Below are 14,269 nucleotides of genomic sequence, written 5' to 3'. Positions count from 1 at the left end.
GCGGGCCGCCGGCTGTCGTGCCGGTGCCGGCACGCCCCGGGTGGCTGCGTGGAAAGATGACCGCCATGTGCGGACTTCTGGCCTTCTTCAGCGCCCGCGGCGACGCCGGCGCCTACCGTGACGCGGTCGCTCAGGCACTGGAGTGCCTGCACCACCGGGGGCCGGACGAGACCGGCGTCGAGGTGATCGGCGACCCCACCACCGGGTACGCCGACGCGGTCTTCGCCCACAAGCGGCTCGCGATCATCGACGTGGCGTTCAGCCACGAGCCGCTGCCCTACGCCGACGGCCGCTACCTGCTGACCTTCAACGGTGAGATCTACAACTACATCGAGCTGCGCGAGGAGCTGACCCGGCAGTTCGGCGCCCGGTTCGCCACCCAGGGCGACGGCGAGGTGATCGTCGCCGGCTACCACTACTGGGGCGAGCAGGTGCTCACCCGGCTGCGCGGGATGTTCTCGTTCGTGATCTGGGACCGCCAGCAGCGGCGGGCGTTCGGCGCCCGGGACAACTTCGGGATCAAGCCGCTGCACTACCTGGAGACCCCCGACGGGGTCTACCTCGCCTCCGAGAAGAAGGCGCTGCTGCCGTTCGCGCCGGCCGCCCACGCCGGCGACGCGGGGGTGGACACCGCGAACCTGTCGCACTACCTGACCCTGCAGTACGTGCCCGAGCCGGGCACGCTGCACCAGGGAATCCGGCGGATCGGCTCGGGGGAGTACCTGACCTGGCAGCCCGGCGGCCGGATCGAGGTCCGCCGGTGGTACCAGCCGGTGTTCCGGCCGACGCCGGTCGACGACCCGCAGCGGCTCTACGACCGGATCCGGGAGACCCTGCGGGAGAGCGTCCGGATGCACATGCGCTCCGACGTGCCGGTCGGTTCGTTCCTCTCCAGCGGGATCGACTCGACCGCGGTGGTGGCGCTGGCCCGGGAGTTCAACCCGAACATCCTCACCTTCACGGTCGGCTACGACGTGCCCGGCTACTCCGAGATCGAGGTGGCCCAGGACTCGGCCCGGCACCTGGAGGTCACCACCATCCCGACCAAGATCGGGCCGCAGGACATGATGGAGGCGCTGCCCAAGATCATCTGGCATCTCGACGACCCGGTCGCCGACCCGGCCCTGGTGCCGCTCTACTTCGTGGCGAAGAAGGCCGCCGAGCACGTCACGGTGGTGCTCTCCGGCGAGGGCGCCGACGAGTTCTTCGGCGGCTACACCATCTACCGCGAGCCGCTCTCGCTGGGCGCGGTCAACGGGCTGCCCGACACCATGCAGAAGGGGCTGCGGGCGGTCTCCAAGGCCATCCCGCAGGGGGTCAAGGGCAAGAGCTTCCTGGAGCGCGGCACCACCCCGATCGAACAGCGTTACTACGGCAACGCCCGGATGTTCACCGAGGAGGAGAAGCGGCACCTGCTGCGCCGCTACGACCCCTCGGTGCGCTACACCGACGTCACCGCGCCGATCTACGCCGAGTGCACCGAACTCGACGACGTGACCAAGATGCAGTACGTCGACCTCTACACCTGGCTGCGCGGCGACATCCTGGTCAAGGCCGACCGGATCTCGATGGCCCACTCGCTGGAGGTGCGGGTGCCGTTCCTGGACCGGGAGGTCTTCGACGTGGCCGCCACCGTGCCGGTCGACCTGAAGCTGCCGCCCCGCTCGGACGCCACCAAGTACGCCATGCGCCAGGCCCTGCAGGGCGTGGTGCCGCCGGCCATCGTCAACCGCCGCAAGCTCGGCTTCCCGACCCCGACCCGGGTCTGGCTGCGCACCGAGATGTACGAGTGGGCCCGGCACATCTTCGCCACCTCCGGCGCCGGTGACCTGCTCGACCTGTCGTACGCGATGCGGCTGCTCGACGAGCACAAGCGGGAGGAGGCCGACCACTCCCGCAAGGTCTGGACGGTGCTGATCTTCTGCATCTGGCACGCCATCTTCGTCGAGCGCTCCCTCGACCCCGGCATCCAGCGCAACCAGTCGGCCCTGCTGACCAAGCCCGTGGTCGGCTCGATGGTCGCCTGAGACCCATCGCCTGGTACGCGAGAACGGGCCCGGTGCCGATCGGCACCGGGCCCGTTCTCCGAGCCGTTCCTACCTGCTAGGACCTCGGTCCAGCCGGTGTCACGCGGGGCTGCAGGTCACCGACGGGGCGTTGTTGGCGCCCGTGGAGCTGCCGGTGAAGCCGAACGTCGCGGAGGCGTTCGGCGCGAGGTTGCCGTTCCAGGCCACGTTGCGGACCGTCACGTCAGCACCGCTCTGGGTGTGCGTGCCGCTCCACAGGCTGCCGATGGTCTGCCCGCTCGGGAAGGCCCAACGGGCGGTCCAGCCGCTCATCGCGGCCGTACCGGTGTTGCGGATCGTGACCTCGGCCTGGAAGCCGCCCGACCAGCTGCTGACCGTGTTGTAGGTCGCGGTGCAGCCGGCGTTGCCCGGCGGCGGGGTGGTCGGGTTCGGCGGCGGGGTGGTGGGGTTCGGCGGGGGCGTGGTCGGGTTCGGCGGCGGGGTGGTGGGGTTCGGCGGCGGCGTGGTCTGGCCGTTGCCGATCCCGGTCACCTCACCGTTGCCACCGTCGAAGGTCACGTCCGAGCAGCCGAAGAAGTTCTCCTGGCTGTCCGACCGCACCCAGCGGGAGTAGATGATGTGCCGGCCGCTCTTGCCGGTCGGCAGCCGCCCGCTGAAGTAGTAGTGACCGTCGTTGGTGCCGACCGCGCCCCGCTGCGGCGGGTTCGTCACCGTCAGGAACGGCGTCGCCTCCAGGTCGCTCCAGGCCAGCGCCCGGGTCGGGCTCCAGCTGTCCCTGGTCACGTAGAAGTAGAACGTGCCCGGGTGGTGCGCCCAGTTGCTGTACCGGAACTCCATGTTGGCGCCCGCGGTCAGGTGGGTCAGCGGCCAGTCGTTGCGGGCCAGGTTGAAGCCGCTGAAGCTGGTGTTGCCACCGCTGCAGAGCTGCCCGTCCGGCACGAAACCGGTGGTCCGGCCGCCCGCGTCGGAGCGCAGGACACTGAACCAGTTGTAGAGCGAGTTGGCCCCGCTCTGCGCGACCGCGGCCGAACAGGCCGGGTTCTGCGGGATGATCTGCCCGGTCGGGCTGAGACCGTCCCGCCAGCAGAGGAAGGTGCGGCTGCCGGGCGTCATGGCCGCGCCATGGGCCAGCGCCGGCTGTGGGTTCACCACGGCGAGCGCGCCGGCGGCCAGAGCGGCCGTGGCGGCGAACACCGCGAGCCTACGAAGAGGTTTCACCGATTCTCCTTACCTGGGACCTGAGTGCCGCGAACCGGGCGCGTGGCGCGGTCGCGGACAACGGCGGGGTCCCGCGGATTTGCGGACACCCACGCCCGATACCTGTGCGCGGTGCTCCAGCGGCCTGAATGCCGGCGATGATGGGCTGTCATCCGGGGGACAGGCATGCGAAGGCAGGACGCACAGTCCGATCACGGATGTGTGTCCCTCGCGTGGCCCCAGCCGGCACCCGGCAGCGCGTCAGCCCCCGCGCTTGCTCGGTACCCACCATCGCATCACGGATCGGCCGCCAGCGCAATAGGTCCACTTCGATGTTGCCGCGCTGGCTCCGACGGATCCGCCGGGGTCAGGCAGGATATGCACCGGAGGGTGAGGCGATGGAGGAGCCGATGGGATACGCGGTGGTGCTCGGCGAGGCGCTTGTCGACCTGCTCGACGGCGAGTGCGACGGGGAGCCGGTCTACCGGCAGGCGATCGGCGGGGCGCCCCTCAACGTCGCCGTCGGCGCGGCCCGACTCGGCGCCACCGTCGAGTTCGTCGGCTCGTTCGGCGACGACGCGCTCGCCGGCCGGCTCCGGGCCTTCCTGACCGGCGCGGGCGTCGGCCAGCGGGGAACCGTCACCGTCCGGGCGCCCACCACGCTCGGGGTGGCCACCTTCACCGGTGCCGAACCGGAGTTCCGCTTCTACGGCGAACCCCCCTCGTACGGGCTGCTCGACCCGGACGCCCTCGACGCCGACCTGGTCCGGGGCGCCGCGGTGCTCTACTGCGGATCCATCGCCCTGCTCCAGCCGCCGGTCCGGGCCGCCGCCCGGCGGGCCTGGTCGCTCGCCACCGGGCTGCGGGTCTTCGACCCGAACGTCCGGCCCCGGCTGCTCGACGGCCCGGACGCGGTGGCCGGCCTGCGGGCCGTGGTGGCCGAATTCGCCGCCCGCGCAGACCTGGTCAAGCTCAGCTCGGCCGACGCCGAGGTGCTCTACGACGGCGCGGCACCGGAGCGGGCCGCCGACCGGATCCGCGAGCTGGGCGCCCGTACCGTGGTGGTGACCTGTGGGGCGCGCGGCGCGCTGGTGGCCGACGACGCCGGCACCACGAGCGTGCCGGCGCCGCAGGTGCAGGCCGTGGACGCCACCGGCGCCGGTGACTCGGTGATGGCCGCCCTCATCGCCGACCTGCTCGCCGACGGCCTGCCGGACCGGGCCGGCTGGCCGGACCGGGTCGGGTACGCGCTGCGGGTCGCCGGGCTGGTCTGCGAGTCGCGCGGCGGCGCGGTGTCGATGCCGACCCGCGCCCAGGTCGCCGCCCGCTTCGACGGCTCCTGACCGCGGTCAACGCAGCAGGTAGCCGACGCCGCGCACCGTGTGCAGCAGCGGGGGCGGACCCAGCTTCCGCCGGAGCTGGGCGATCAGCACCTCCAGCACGTTCGAGTTCGGCGGCACCAGCTCGTCCCAGCCGGCCGCGATCAGCTCGGTGCGCGGCACCGGCGTACCGGCGTCGGCCAGCAGCCGGCCCAGCACGGCGAACTCCTTGGCGGTGAGCGGCAGCGGCGCGTCGCCCCGGCTGGCCTGGTGCCGGCCGGCGTCCAGGGTCAGGTCCCCGTGCCGCAGCACCGGCGGACGGTCCGCCCCGCCCCGGCGGCACAGACTGCCCACCCGGGCCGCCAGCTCCGCCACCGCGAACGGCTTGACCAGGTAGTCGTCGCCCCAGGTCAGCCCGTCGACCCGGTCGTGCAGCCCGTCCCGGCCGGTGAGGAAGAGGACCGGCACCCGCCAGCCGCCCCGACGTCGTGCCGCCACGTAGCGCAGCGCGTCCCCGCCGGGCAGAATCCGGTCGAAGACCGCGCAGTCGTACGCGTTGACGGCCAGCGCCTCGTCCGCCTCGTCCAGATCGACGGCGGTGTCCACGGCGAACCCGGCGTCGCGCAGTGCCACCGCCACCGCCAGCCGCAGGTTGTCGTCGTCCTCGGTGACCAGTACCCGCACGCACTCAAACTAGTGGCCGGACCGCCGCGGCGCGCGGCGGCAGGTGTTCGCGGCCCGCCCTGTCGTCCTGGCCCGTCCGTCGGGTCAGTCGGCCCGGTCAGTCGACCTGGTCGGTGAGCCAGCCGCGGTCGACGGCCTTGACGCCGGCCTGGAAGCGGCTGCGGGCGCCGAGCCGGTTCATGATGTCGGACATCATCCGGCGCACCGTCCGCACCGAGATGCCCAGCCGCGCCGCCGCCGACTCGTCGGTCCAGCCGGCCGAGAGCAGCCCCAGCAGTTCCCGCTCCCGCGCCGACAACCCCGGTCCGCGCGGGGCGGGCGCGGCCCGCAGCGGCACCGCCGCCGGCCACACCCGATCGAACAGCTCCCCGACGGTGGCAGCCACGCTGGGCAGCCGGAAGATGGCCACCCCGCCGGCCGGACCGCCGTCGCGGCCGCCGCCGGGCAGCACCGAGAAAGTCGCGTCCACGACGGTGGCGTCGATCGGCACCTCGTCCACGGTGCGGATCTCCGCGCCGGCGGCCGACAACTCGGTGAGCCGCGCCGCCAGCGTCGGCACGCACCGGGCCCGGTCCGGGAACAGCACCCGGTACCGCACCCCGCGGCGCAGCTTGCCCGGATCGATGTGCCGCAACATCGCGGCCGACTCGTCCAGACCGGTGCGCAGCGTCCGGGTCAGCAGGACGTCGTGGCCCGCGGTGGCGAGCAACGCGTCCACCGCGGCCAAGGTCGACAGGGCCACCGGCGGTCGGTTGCAGCTCGCCGGCATCGCCGGCCGGCCACGTCCGGGCGGCGCCGATCCGTCGGGTCGGGCGGGGGAGGTACGGGTGGTCATGACAGGTCCCCTCCGATCGGTGACGAGGCGGCCACGGCCGGGCCGTGCCGGCCGTCCAGTCGCTCCAGGTGCACGCCGAGTTCCCGGCCGAGCGGGCCGCACCGGTCCGCGGCCAGGTCGACGACCGGCGCGGTGCGGGCGGCCAGCCGGAGCACGCCGGTCAGCCCCGGCCGGTCGACGGCGACGGCGACGGTTGCCGCCGCCTGCGGTACCCCGGCGAGCAGCCGGTCCAGCAGCTCCGCCCGGCGTTCGGGCCGGACGTCCGGCCCGGACAGCGCCAGCCCGACCTGGGCCACCGGCCCGGCGTGCCAGTGCCGCCACTGTTCGTCGAGCCGGTCCCGGCCCGGGCCGGTGTGGGTGACCTCGGACAGCATCTGCAGCAGCTCCGCCGCCGGCAGCGGATGCAGGTCCAGCCCGGCCTGCCGGGACCGCCGCCGAAGCCGGCGGACGCCGTTGTCGAGCGCCGCCCGCAGCTCGTGGTCCTCGGCGCTGTCGGCGTCCCGCCGCACCCCGACCACAAGCCAGCACCGGGGCGCCCGCCCCTGGTCGCGGTGCAGCAGCAGGCGCAGCCCCGCCCGGGACGTCCGATCCTCCGGGTCGGGCCGCAGCGAGTCCGAGCACGCCAGGCGCATCAGGTCGCCGCCCCGGTCGGGGTCCGGTCGCAGCACCGTCAGCAGGCCCTCCGGCCGGCTGATCAAACCACCCGACGCCGCCAGGCCACCGCCTGCCCGGCCACCGCCCGCCGTGCTCCCGCTTGCCGTGCTCCCGATGGAAGTGCCCCCCGTGGACGCGCCCCCCGTGGACGCGCCCCCCGTGGACGCGCCCCCCGTGGACGCGCCCCCCGTGGACGTGTCCCCGATGGCCGGGTCGGCCGGGTCGCTGATCCGGGCGGCCGGTGCCAGCGCGGCCAGTAGTGCGGGCCGGTCGATGGTGCCCGGTAGCCGGTACCGGCGCCGCCGCCGCAGCAGCCGGGCACGCCGGACGGCCACGCTGGAGAGCCAGTGGCCGCGTACCCGGGCACCGGAGAGCGCGCCCAGCGCGGTGCCGGCGGCGACCAGCGGCACCGCGACCGGCCACGGCCGGCCGAGCGAGAGCAGCACCAGTACCGCGCAGAGCTGCCAGCAGGCGATCCTCGGCAGGTGGCCGATCAGACGGCGGGACAGCGGGACCGCGGCGACGCGCTGCTGCCGTCCTACCCGGGTCGCCGATCCGGGACGGACCGCGACCGCCGCCGGCCGCGCTGGGTGCGGAGCCGGCCGGGCCGGGTGCGGAGCTGCTGGGTGCGGAGCCAGCCGGGCGGCGGGCCGAGCCGGCTGAGCCGGCGGACGGCGAACGGGCGGGACCACCGGGCCGGGCCGGACCGCGGCCGTGACGATGTGCCGGGGCGCGGTCATGCGGCACCCTGCCGGACGGTCGGGTGCGCGCTCGCGGCGTTCGCGGCCGGCTCCTCGAACCGTCCGGCCAGCTCGCGGATCAGCACGTGGCTGCGGTACCGCCCCACCGGCCCGACCTCGAGCAACCCCTGGTCCACAAGCGCCTCCAACAGCGTCCGGGCCGCCGCCGGGCGCAGCCCGAGCACCCGCGCGGCGGCAGCCGGCCCGAACTCCTCCGGCAGGCCCGCGACGGCCCGCCAGGCCGCCAGCCCGCAGCTGTCGAGCGCGGCGACGGCGGCGCCGACCGACCGCCTCAGCCGGTCCGACAACACCCGGCAGGGATCGTCGGTCAGCTCCTCGACGAGCCGTGCCACCGGCCAACCCGGGCGGCTCAACAGCCGGCCGGCCGCGTCCCGCAGCGCGGCGGGCAGGCCACCGCAGTGCCGGACCACCGCGGCGACGGCCGCACCGTCGGCGTCGGTCACCCGGTCCACGGCCGCGGCGCGGAACAGGTCCGCGGCGGCCGGTTCGGCCAGCGGGGTCAACCCGATCCGCACCGCCGCGTCCGGATGCCAACCCCGGTAGCGGGTGGTGGCCAGGGTCAGGCAGCCCGGAGCCGCCGGCAGCAGCGCGGCGAGCTGCCCGCCGTCGCGCACGTCATCCAGGACCAGCAGAGCCCGACGACCGGCCAGGGCGGACCGCCACAACGCCGACCGGCCGGCCTGGTCGGCGGGGATCTCCGCCGCCGGTACGCCAAGTCCCCGCAGCAACCGCTCCAACACGGTCGCCGGCTCCGGACCGTCGCCGTGCCGGCCGGCCCGCAACGCCACGAAGAACTGGCCGTCGGGGTAGCGGGGCGCCAGCCGGTGCGCGGCGTGCACCACCAGGGCCGTCTTGCCGACGCCGGCCATCCCGTCGACGAGCACCACCGGCGCGGCGCCGGCAGCGGCCCGCCAGACCGCCCGCAGCGGTGTGCCGCGACCCACCAACGCCACGTCCCGGGGCAGCTCCCGCGCCGCCGACCGCCGGGCGGACGACCGCGGCCCGCCGCCGTACGACAGCCCGCCGGCGGCGTACGGGTGTCCGATGTCCACGCTGGTGCCGGCGGACGGCGGTCCGGTGTCGGTTGCCGGCCGGACCGGTCGGCACGGGCCGCGGCCGACCCCCAGCTCGGTCCGGATGATCTCCCGGGCCTTGCGCCGGGTCGCCAGCGCCGCCCCGGGCTGGCCGGCGGCGTGCAGGGCGCGTACCGTCAGCGCCCATGCGCTCTCCCGCAGCGGAGCGGTCGCCGTGACCGGCCGCAGGGCGGCCAGCGCCGGCCGGGGACGGCCCAGCGCCAGTTGCTGCTCGGCGAGCAGTTCCCGCAGGTCCAGGTGGAGTTGTTCCAGCCGGCCGATAGCCTCCGCGGCCCCGACGTGATCGGCCCAGTCGCCGGCTAGGTCCTCGAACGGGCGGCCCCGCCATAACCGCAGCGCCTGCTCACAGAGCGCGGCGGCGGTGCCGGCGTCACCGCCGTCCGCGGCCCGGCGCGCCCCACCGGCCAGCTCCTCGGCCAGCTCGGCGTCGAGCTCGCCGTCGGCGACCCGCAGCCGGTACGCGCCCGGCCGGCGTTCGATGCGGGCACCGCCGGGATGGGCCGGCAGACCGGTTCGGAGCTGCCAGACGTACGTCTTGAGGTTGGCCTGCGCCGACGCCGGCACCGGGCAGCCCGACCAGACGGCCGCGACCAGTCGGTCCCGGGCCACCCACGAGTTGGCGGCGAGCAGCAGGGCGGCCAACAGCCGGCCCGGTTTCCCGCCACTCACCCGCGTCGCCGGCGTGGCCGGGTGGTGGACGTCCAGCGGCCCCAGGATGTGGAAGAGCATGTCGATCTCCCCGTCGTCGGCGCCGGGTCAGCGACCCCGCGCGCCTCTACAATCCACACCCGTACCTGAGGTTTCGATGACACGTCCCGCGGGAGGACGCCGGTGCGGGTGATGGTGGTCGAGGACGACGCGGACCTGCGGCTGGCGTTGACCACCGAGCTCACCGGCGCGGGGCTGCGGGTCGACGCCGCCGCCGACCTCGCTGGCGCCGCCGAGGCGCTGGCCCGGGCCGACTACGACTGCGTGGTCTTCGACCGGATGCTGCCCGACGGGGACTCGGTGGTCGAGGTGCACCGGCGCCGGCAGCGGGGCTGGGCGGTGCCGGTGCTGTTCCTCACCGCGCGGGACAGCGTCGCCGACCGGCTGGCCGGCTTCGCGCACGGCGGCGACGACTACCTGGTGAAGCCGTTCGCGGTCGCCGAGCTGACCGCCCGGGTGCTGGCCCTGGCCCGGCGGGCCGGCACCGGGCGGCCCTCGGTGCTGCGCCACGCCGACCTGGAGGTCGACTCGGCGCGGCGGGAGGTACGCCGGGCCGGTGTGCTGCTGAGCCTGACCGCCAAGGAGTTCGCCGTGCTGGAGTATCTGATCGCCCGGCCGGACCAGGCCGTCGGCCGGGACGAGCTGATCGAGCACTGCTGGGACAGCAGCACCGATCCGATGTCCAACGTGGTCGACGTGGTGGTGCGGCGGCTGCGCGCCAAGCTGCGCGGACCGGAGCTGATCATCGCGGTCCGGGGCCGGGGCTACCGGCTCGCCGGGCCGGGGGAGGCGACCCGATGACGGTCCCGGCGGCCGCCCGACTGGAGGGGCTGCGCCGGCGGCTCACGATCGCGGTCGTCGTGCTGACGGCGGCCGGCTCGATCGGACTCGGCTGGCTGCTGGTGGACCGGGACGCCCGGCACCGGAACGAGGTGCTCGACGGGCAGCTCAGCCGGACCACCTGGACCGTCAAGCGGCTGCTCCAGTACGACACCGCCCTGATCACCAGGTACGTCAGCGGCGACGAGATCAACACCCAGTGTCCACAGTTCACGATCCTGCCCGGCGGCGGTGAGCCGTTCGCCGCCCACGTCAGCGCGAGGACCTGCGTGCCGGTGGACCGGGCCCGGCTGGACCAGCTGGCCGGTTGGGCGGTCGACAGCGGCAACGTGCTCAACACCGACCTGCGGGGCACCGGCGGGGAACTGGTCCGGGTGTCGGCCGACCCGTTCCGCAACACCAGCGGCCAGTACATCGGCGCCGTGGTCGCCGTCCTGGACGCCCGCCCGTCCCGGGCCGACCACCGCCAGCTGGTGTTGCTGGTGGTCGCCGCCGGGCTGGTGCAGGTGGCGGTCGCCGGCACCCTCACCAACCTGCTGTGCCGGCGGGCGATCCGGCCCGGCGTCACCGCGCTCGAACAGCAGGAGGTACTGCTCGCCGACACCGCGCACGACCTGCGGACCCCGGTGGCGGCGCTGCGGGCGCTGGCCGAGACCGCGTTGGGCAACCCGACCCGCAGCGCCGACCTGCTGCCCCGGACCGTCGCGTTGGCGGCCCGGATGGGGGGCGTCATCGACGCGCTGCTGGTCCGGGCCCGGCTGGCGGCCGGGGTCGAGCAGCTCGACATCCAGCCGGTCTGGCTGGACCAGCTCGTCAGCACGGTGGTGGAGGAGACCCCGACCGACGGCGCGCAGGTGACGGTCACCGCGGCGCCGAGCAAGGTCAACGTGGACGTCGGCCTGGTCCAGCGGGCGATCGGCAACCTGCTGGACAACGCCCTGCGGCACGGCCGCCGGCCGGGTGAGGCCGTCGCGGTCGTCCACATCACCGTGGCCGGCGGTCGGGTGATGGTGGCCGACCACGGGCCGGGCATCGATCCCGCGCTGGCCCCGGGCAGCTTCGACCGGTTCAGCAGCGGACCCGGCTCCACCGGCCTGGGACTGCCGATCGTGCGCTGGGTCGCCCAGGCGCACGGCGGGATGCTGCGGGTCTACAACGCCGAGTCCGGCGGGGCGATCTTCGAGCTGGTGCTGCCCGACGGCGGATCATGAGCCGGTTGTACCTTTCCTGTACTGGACTCCCTATTCTCGACGGTGTGTTCTCCATCCGGACTCCGGCCAGGCTGCGTACGCCGGGCCCGCTGAGCCGCCTGCGCGCGCTCGGCGGCCGGGCCTGGCGGCGACACCGCGCCGCCCCACCGGGTCGGCTGCCGCTGGCCCTGCTGCTCGGGGTCTGCCTGGTGGCGGTGACCGCGGCGGTCTCCGGCGCCAGCTCCTCCGTGCCGGGTCTGCGGTTCGCCCAGGCCGGGCACTGGGTGGCCAGTCCGGACCTGGGCGCGGTCTTCCACGTCAACGGCGCCGCCCGCCAGGTCGACGCGCAGTTCGCGCTCGACGAGATCGAGCCGGACAGCCAGGTGGTCCAGGGCGAGACGAGCGGGTACGTGGTGGGCCGGTCGCGGATCGTGGAGTTCGGCAAGTCCGATCTGTCCGTCGAGCGGACCATCACCGCACCGACAGGGGAACGGCCGGTGGCGATCGAGACCGTCGGCGGCCCGTACCTGATCTACCGGAACGCCGGCAGCGTGGTGCGGCTGGGCGCGGACGCCGCGGTCGTCCCGACCGGCGGGGCGGTCGGTGAACCGGTCGCCACCCCGGACGGCACCATCTGGCTGCACCGGCCCGACTCCGGCGCCATCTGCAGCCTGGCCCCCGGCGCCGACCGGATCTCCTGCCCGGCCGCCGCGCCGCCCGGGCACTCCGGCGCGCTCACCGTGGTGGGCGGACGCCCGGTCTTCGTCGACACCGTCGCCGACACGCTGACCCCGGTCGGCGCCACCGGCCTGGGCGAGGCGACGCCGGTCGGGGCGGACCTGCCGACCGGCGCCCGGGTGGCGCCGCAGGACGTCTCCGGCCGGGTGGCCATCCTGGACCCGGCGGCGGCCCGGATGTACCTGGCCGACGCCGCGGACCTCGGCGACCGGCGGGCGACGCCGCCGGTCGAGGTGGCACTGCCGCCCGGGGAGTACTCCGGGCCGGCTGCCACCGGCTCTTCCATCGTGCTGCTGGAACTGGAGCGCAACTCGGTGCTCACCTACAGCGGGACCGGTGCCCAGCAACGGGTCGCGAACGTCCCCAAGGAGATCGGTGAGCCCCGACTGCACCGCGGCGAGGACGGTCGGGTCTACGTCGACGGCGCCGAGGGACGGCACGTGCTGGTCATCGACCCCGGCGGCGGGGTCGGCTCGGTGCCGGTCGGCGGCGACCGCCCGACCCGCCCGGCGACGCCGGCACCGTCCGGCGCAGCGACGCCCGCACCGACCGGTACCGCCGAGGCCCCGGGCCGACCGGTGCGACCCGCCGGCGGCGGCGAGCAGCGCCCGCCGCGCGACCCGGACCCGCCGCGCCGACCCCCACCGGCCGCGGCGCCCGACCCGACGTCGGCCCCGCCGGTGCCGGCCAGCCCGCCCGGGATCCCCCGCAACCTGCGGGCCTCGGCCAGCGGCGCCAACCTGAACCTCAGCTGGGGGGCGGCCGCCGCCAACGGGGCCGCGGTGCGGGCGTACCGGGTCTCCTGGGTGCGGGTCTCCGGCGGCGGCGCCGGTTCGCTGAACCGGGCCGGCAGCGCCCGGTCGGCCACCCTGACCGGCCTGACCCGGGGCGTCGCCTACCAGGTGAGCGTGGTCGCCGAGAACAGCGCCGGACGCGGTGCGCCGGCCACCGTGCGGGCCACGGTGCCGGCGCCGACGCCGACGCGTACGGTCACCGTCAGCCGGGGCGCCGACACCACCCACGGCAGCGACTGCCGGGCGCCGGACTGCGCCTTCATGCGGGTGGTGCTGCGGGGCTTCGCCCCGAACACCACCTACAAGCTCCAGCCGTACGCCTCCGGCAACTACACGAACCCGGGTGCCCGGTTGAGCACCGACGGCAACGGCAATCTGACCACCGAGCGGTTCGCGTTCGGGTCGGCGGGCCAGACCGTCTGGGTCACCGTCGACGGGGTCACCTCCAACCGCTACCGCTGGCCGGCGGGATGACCGGGGTCGGGGCGGCGGAGGTCGCCGCGCGGATCGTGGCCAACGTGCAGCGGGTGCTGCACGGCAAGCCGGAGCTGGTCCGGCTCGCCGTGGCCGCCCTGCTGGTCGAGGGGCACGTGCTGATCGAGGACGTGCCCGGGCTCGGCAAGACCACGCTGGCCCGGTGCCTGGCCCGCAGCGTCGGCGGGCGGTGGAGCCGGATCCAGTTCACCCCGGACCTGCTGCCCGGCGACATCACCGGCGTCACCGTCTACCACCAGAGCCAGGAACGGTTCAGCTTCCACCCCGGCGCGGTCTTCGCGAACATCGTGGTGGCCGACGAGATCAACCGGGGTACGCCGAAGACCCAGTCGGCGCTGCTGGAGGTGATGTCCGAGCGCCGGGTCACCGCGGACTCGGCGACCCACGACGTCCCGCGACCGTTCATGGTGGTGGCGACCCAGAACCCGATCGAGATGGAGGGCACCTACCGGCTGCCCGAGGCACAGCTCGACCGGTTCCTGATCCGGCTGGCGGTCGGCTACCCGGACCTGGAGACCGAGATCGACGTGATCATCAACGACCGGGCCGGGGTGACCCCCGACGACCTGGCCCCGGTGGTGGAGCCGGCGGCGCTGCTCGCCGCCATCGCCGAGGTGCGGGCCTGCCACGTCGACCGGGCCGTCGTCGGGTACGCCGCCCGGCTCGCCGCGGCCACCCGCGAACACGCCGCCGTCCGGTTCGGCGCGAGCGTCCGCGGCAGCATCGCGCTGGTGCGGACCGCGCAGGCCGCGGCGGTGATGGCCGGGCGCGCCTTCGTCACCCCCGACGACATCAAGGACGTGGCCGCCGCGGTCCTCGGACACCGGCTGGTGCTCACCCCGGAGGCCGAGTTGAACCAGCGCGACGTGGCGGAGATCGTGGCCGGGGTGCTGGCCGCCACGCCCGCGCCGCTGGGCAGCCCGGGCCGCTGAC

Annotated in this window: 11 protein-coding genes; 6 read left to right on the top strand and 5 right to left on the bottom strand. The window is 75.0% G+C overall.

Annotation, left to right across the window (positions count from 1 at the left end):
- Positions 1 to 65: 65 nt before the first annotated feature.
- Positions 66 to 2,027 (top strand): asparagine synthase (glutamine-hydrolyzing), encoded by a 1,962-nt coding sequence (gene asnB, locus O7627_RS21540; protein ID WP_278095305.1) that lies wholly within the window; start codon positions 66 to 68, stop codon positions 2,025 to 2,027.
- Positions 2,028 to 2,126: 99 nt separating this feature from the next.
- Here asnB and O7627_RS21535 read toward each other — a convergent pair whose 3' ends face one another.
- Positions 2,127 to 3,221, bottom strand: coding sequence for a lytic polysaccharide monooxygenase (locus tag O7627_RS21535; protein ID WP_278098367.1), 1,095 nt, complete (start codon positions 3,219 to 3,221; stop codon positions 2,127 to 2,129).
- Between the two features lie 413 nt (positions 3,222 to 3,634).
- Here O7627_RS21535 and O7627_RS21530 point away from each other — a divergent pair, with 413 nt between their 5' ends.
- Positions 3,635 to 4,567 carry a carbohydrate kinase gene (locus O7627_RS21530; RefSeq protein ID WP_278098366.1) on the top strand — a complete coding sequence of 311 codons (933 nt, stop codon included), beginning with the start codon at positions 3,635 to 3,637 and terminating at the stop codon, positions 4,565 to 4,567.
- Between the two features lie 6 nt (positions 4,568 to 4,573).
- Here O7627_RS21530 and O7627_RS21525 read toward each other — a convergent pair whose 3' ends face one another.
- The 4 genes from O7627_RS21525 to O7627_RS21510 all read right to left on the bottom strand — a co-directional run bounded on the left by O7627_RS21525 (position 4,574) and on the right by O7627_RS21510 (position 9,300).
- Positions 4,574 to 5,227, bottom strand: a complete 654-nt coding sequence (locus tag O7627_RS21525; protein ID WP_278095304.1) for a response regulator transcription factor — start codon at positions 5,225 to 5,227, stop codon at positions 4,574 to 4,576.
- 97 nt (positions 5,228 to 5,324) lie between these two features.
- Entirely contained in the window at positions 5,325 to 6,062 is a 738-nt protein-coding gene (locus O7627_RS21520) for a helix-turn-helix transcriptional regulator (protein ID WP_278095303.1), read from the bottom strand.
- The gene (locus tag O7627_RS21515) at positions 6,059 to 7,456 is read right to left on the bottom strand and encodes a type VII secretion protein EccE (protein ID WP_278095302.1); all 1,398 of its coding nucleotides are present in this window, start codon (positions 7,454 to 7,456) and stop codon (positions 6,059 to 6,061) included. The genes O7627_RS21520 and O7627_RS21515 overlap by 4 nt, the downstream gene beginning before the upstream one ends.
- Entirely contained in the window at positions 7,453 to 9,300 is a 1,848-nt protein-coding gene (locus O7627_RS21510; protein ID WP_278095301.1) for an AfsR/SARP family transcriptional regulator, read from the bottom strand. The genes O7627_RS21515 and O7627_RS21510 overlap by 4 nt, the downstream gene beginning before the upstream one ends.
- A 111-nt stretch (positions 9,301 to 9,411) precedes the next feature.
- Here O7627_RS21510 and O7627_RS21505 point away from each other — a divergent pair, with 111 nt between their 5' ends.
- Genes O7627_RS21505 through O7627_RS21490 form a run of 4 tightly spaced genes read left to right on the top strand, consistent with a single transcriptional unit; the run spans position 9,412 to position 14,268 of the window.
- Positions 9,412 to 10,080 (top strand): response regulator transcription factor, encoded by a 669-nt coding sequence (locus tag O7627_RS21505; protein WP_278098365.1) that lies wholly within the window; start codon positions 9,412 to 9,414, stop codon positions 10,078 to 10,080.
- Positions 10,077 to 11,330, top strand: coding sequence for a HAMP domain-containing sensor histidine kinase (locus O7627_RS21500; protein WP_278095300.1), 1,254 nt, complete (start codon positions 10,077 to 10,079; stop codon positions 11,328 to 11,330). Before O7627_RS21505 ends, O7627_RS21500 begins: the two co-directional genes overlap by 4 nt.
- A 44-nt stretch (positions 11,331 to 11,374) precedes the next feature.
- Complete coding sequence (locus O7627_RS21495; protein ID WP_278095299.1) at positions 11,375 to 13,315, top strand: fibronectin type III domain-containing protein; 1,941 nt, start codon at positions 11,375 to 11,377, stop codon at positions 13,313 to 13,315.
- The gene (locus O7627_RS21490; protein ID WP_278095298.1) at positions 13,312 to 14,268 is read left to right on the top strand and encodes a MoxR family ATPase; all 957 of its coding nucleotides are present in this window, start codon (positions 13,312 to 13,314) and stop codon (positions 14,266 to 14,268) included. Before O7627_RS21495 ends, O7627_RS21490 begins: the two co-directional genes overlap by 4 nt.
- Position 14,269 lies beyond the last annotated feature (1 nt).

Origin of the sequence: Solwaraspora sp. WMMD1047 (assembly GCF_029626155.1) — a bacterium.
Taxonomy (GTDB): Bacteria; Actinomycetota; Actinomycetes; order Mycobacteriales; family Micromonosporaceae; genus WMMD1047.
This window is presented reverse-complemented; position numbering and strand designations above follow the sequence as displayed.

Bases quoted from the DNA above. Each gene is read 5' to 3' on its own strand.
- asnB (WP_278095305.1), top strand. From the start codon at position 66: ATGTGCGGACTTCTGGCCTTCTTCAGCGCCCGCGGCGACGCCGGCGCC.
- O7627_RS21530 (WP_278098366.1), top strand. From the start codon at position 3,635: ATGGGATACGCGGTGGTGCTCGGCGAGGCGCTTGTCGACCTGCTCGAC.
- O7627_RS21520 (WP_278095303.1), bottom strand. From the start codon at position 6,062: ATGACCACCCGTACCTCCCCCGCCCGACCCGACGGATCGGCGCCGCCC.
- O7627_RS21515 (WP_278095302.1), bottom strand. From the start codon at position 7,456: ATGACCGCGCCCCGGCACATCGTCACGGCCGCGGTCCGGCCCGGCCCG.
- O7627_RS21510 (WP_278095301.1), bottom strand. From the start codon at position 9,300: ATGCTCTTCCACATCCTGGGGCCGCTGGACGTCCACCACCCGGCCACG.
- O7627_RS21505 (WP_278098365.1), top strand. From the start codon at position 9,412: ATGGTGGTCGAGGACGACGCGGACCTGCGGCTGGCGTTGACCACCGAG.
- O7627_RS21500 (WP_278095300.1), top strand. From the start codon at position 10,077: ATGACGGTCCCGGCGGCCGCCCGACTGGAGGGGCTGCGCCGGCGGCTC.
- O7627_RS21490 (WP_278095298.1), top strand. From the start codon at position 13,312: ATGACCGGGGTCGGGGCGGCGGAGGTCGCCGCGCGGATCGTGGCCAAC.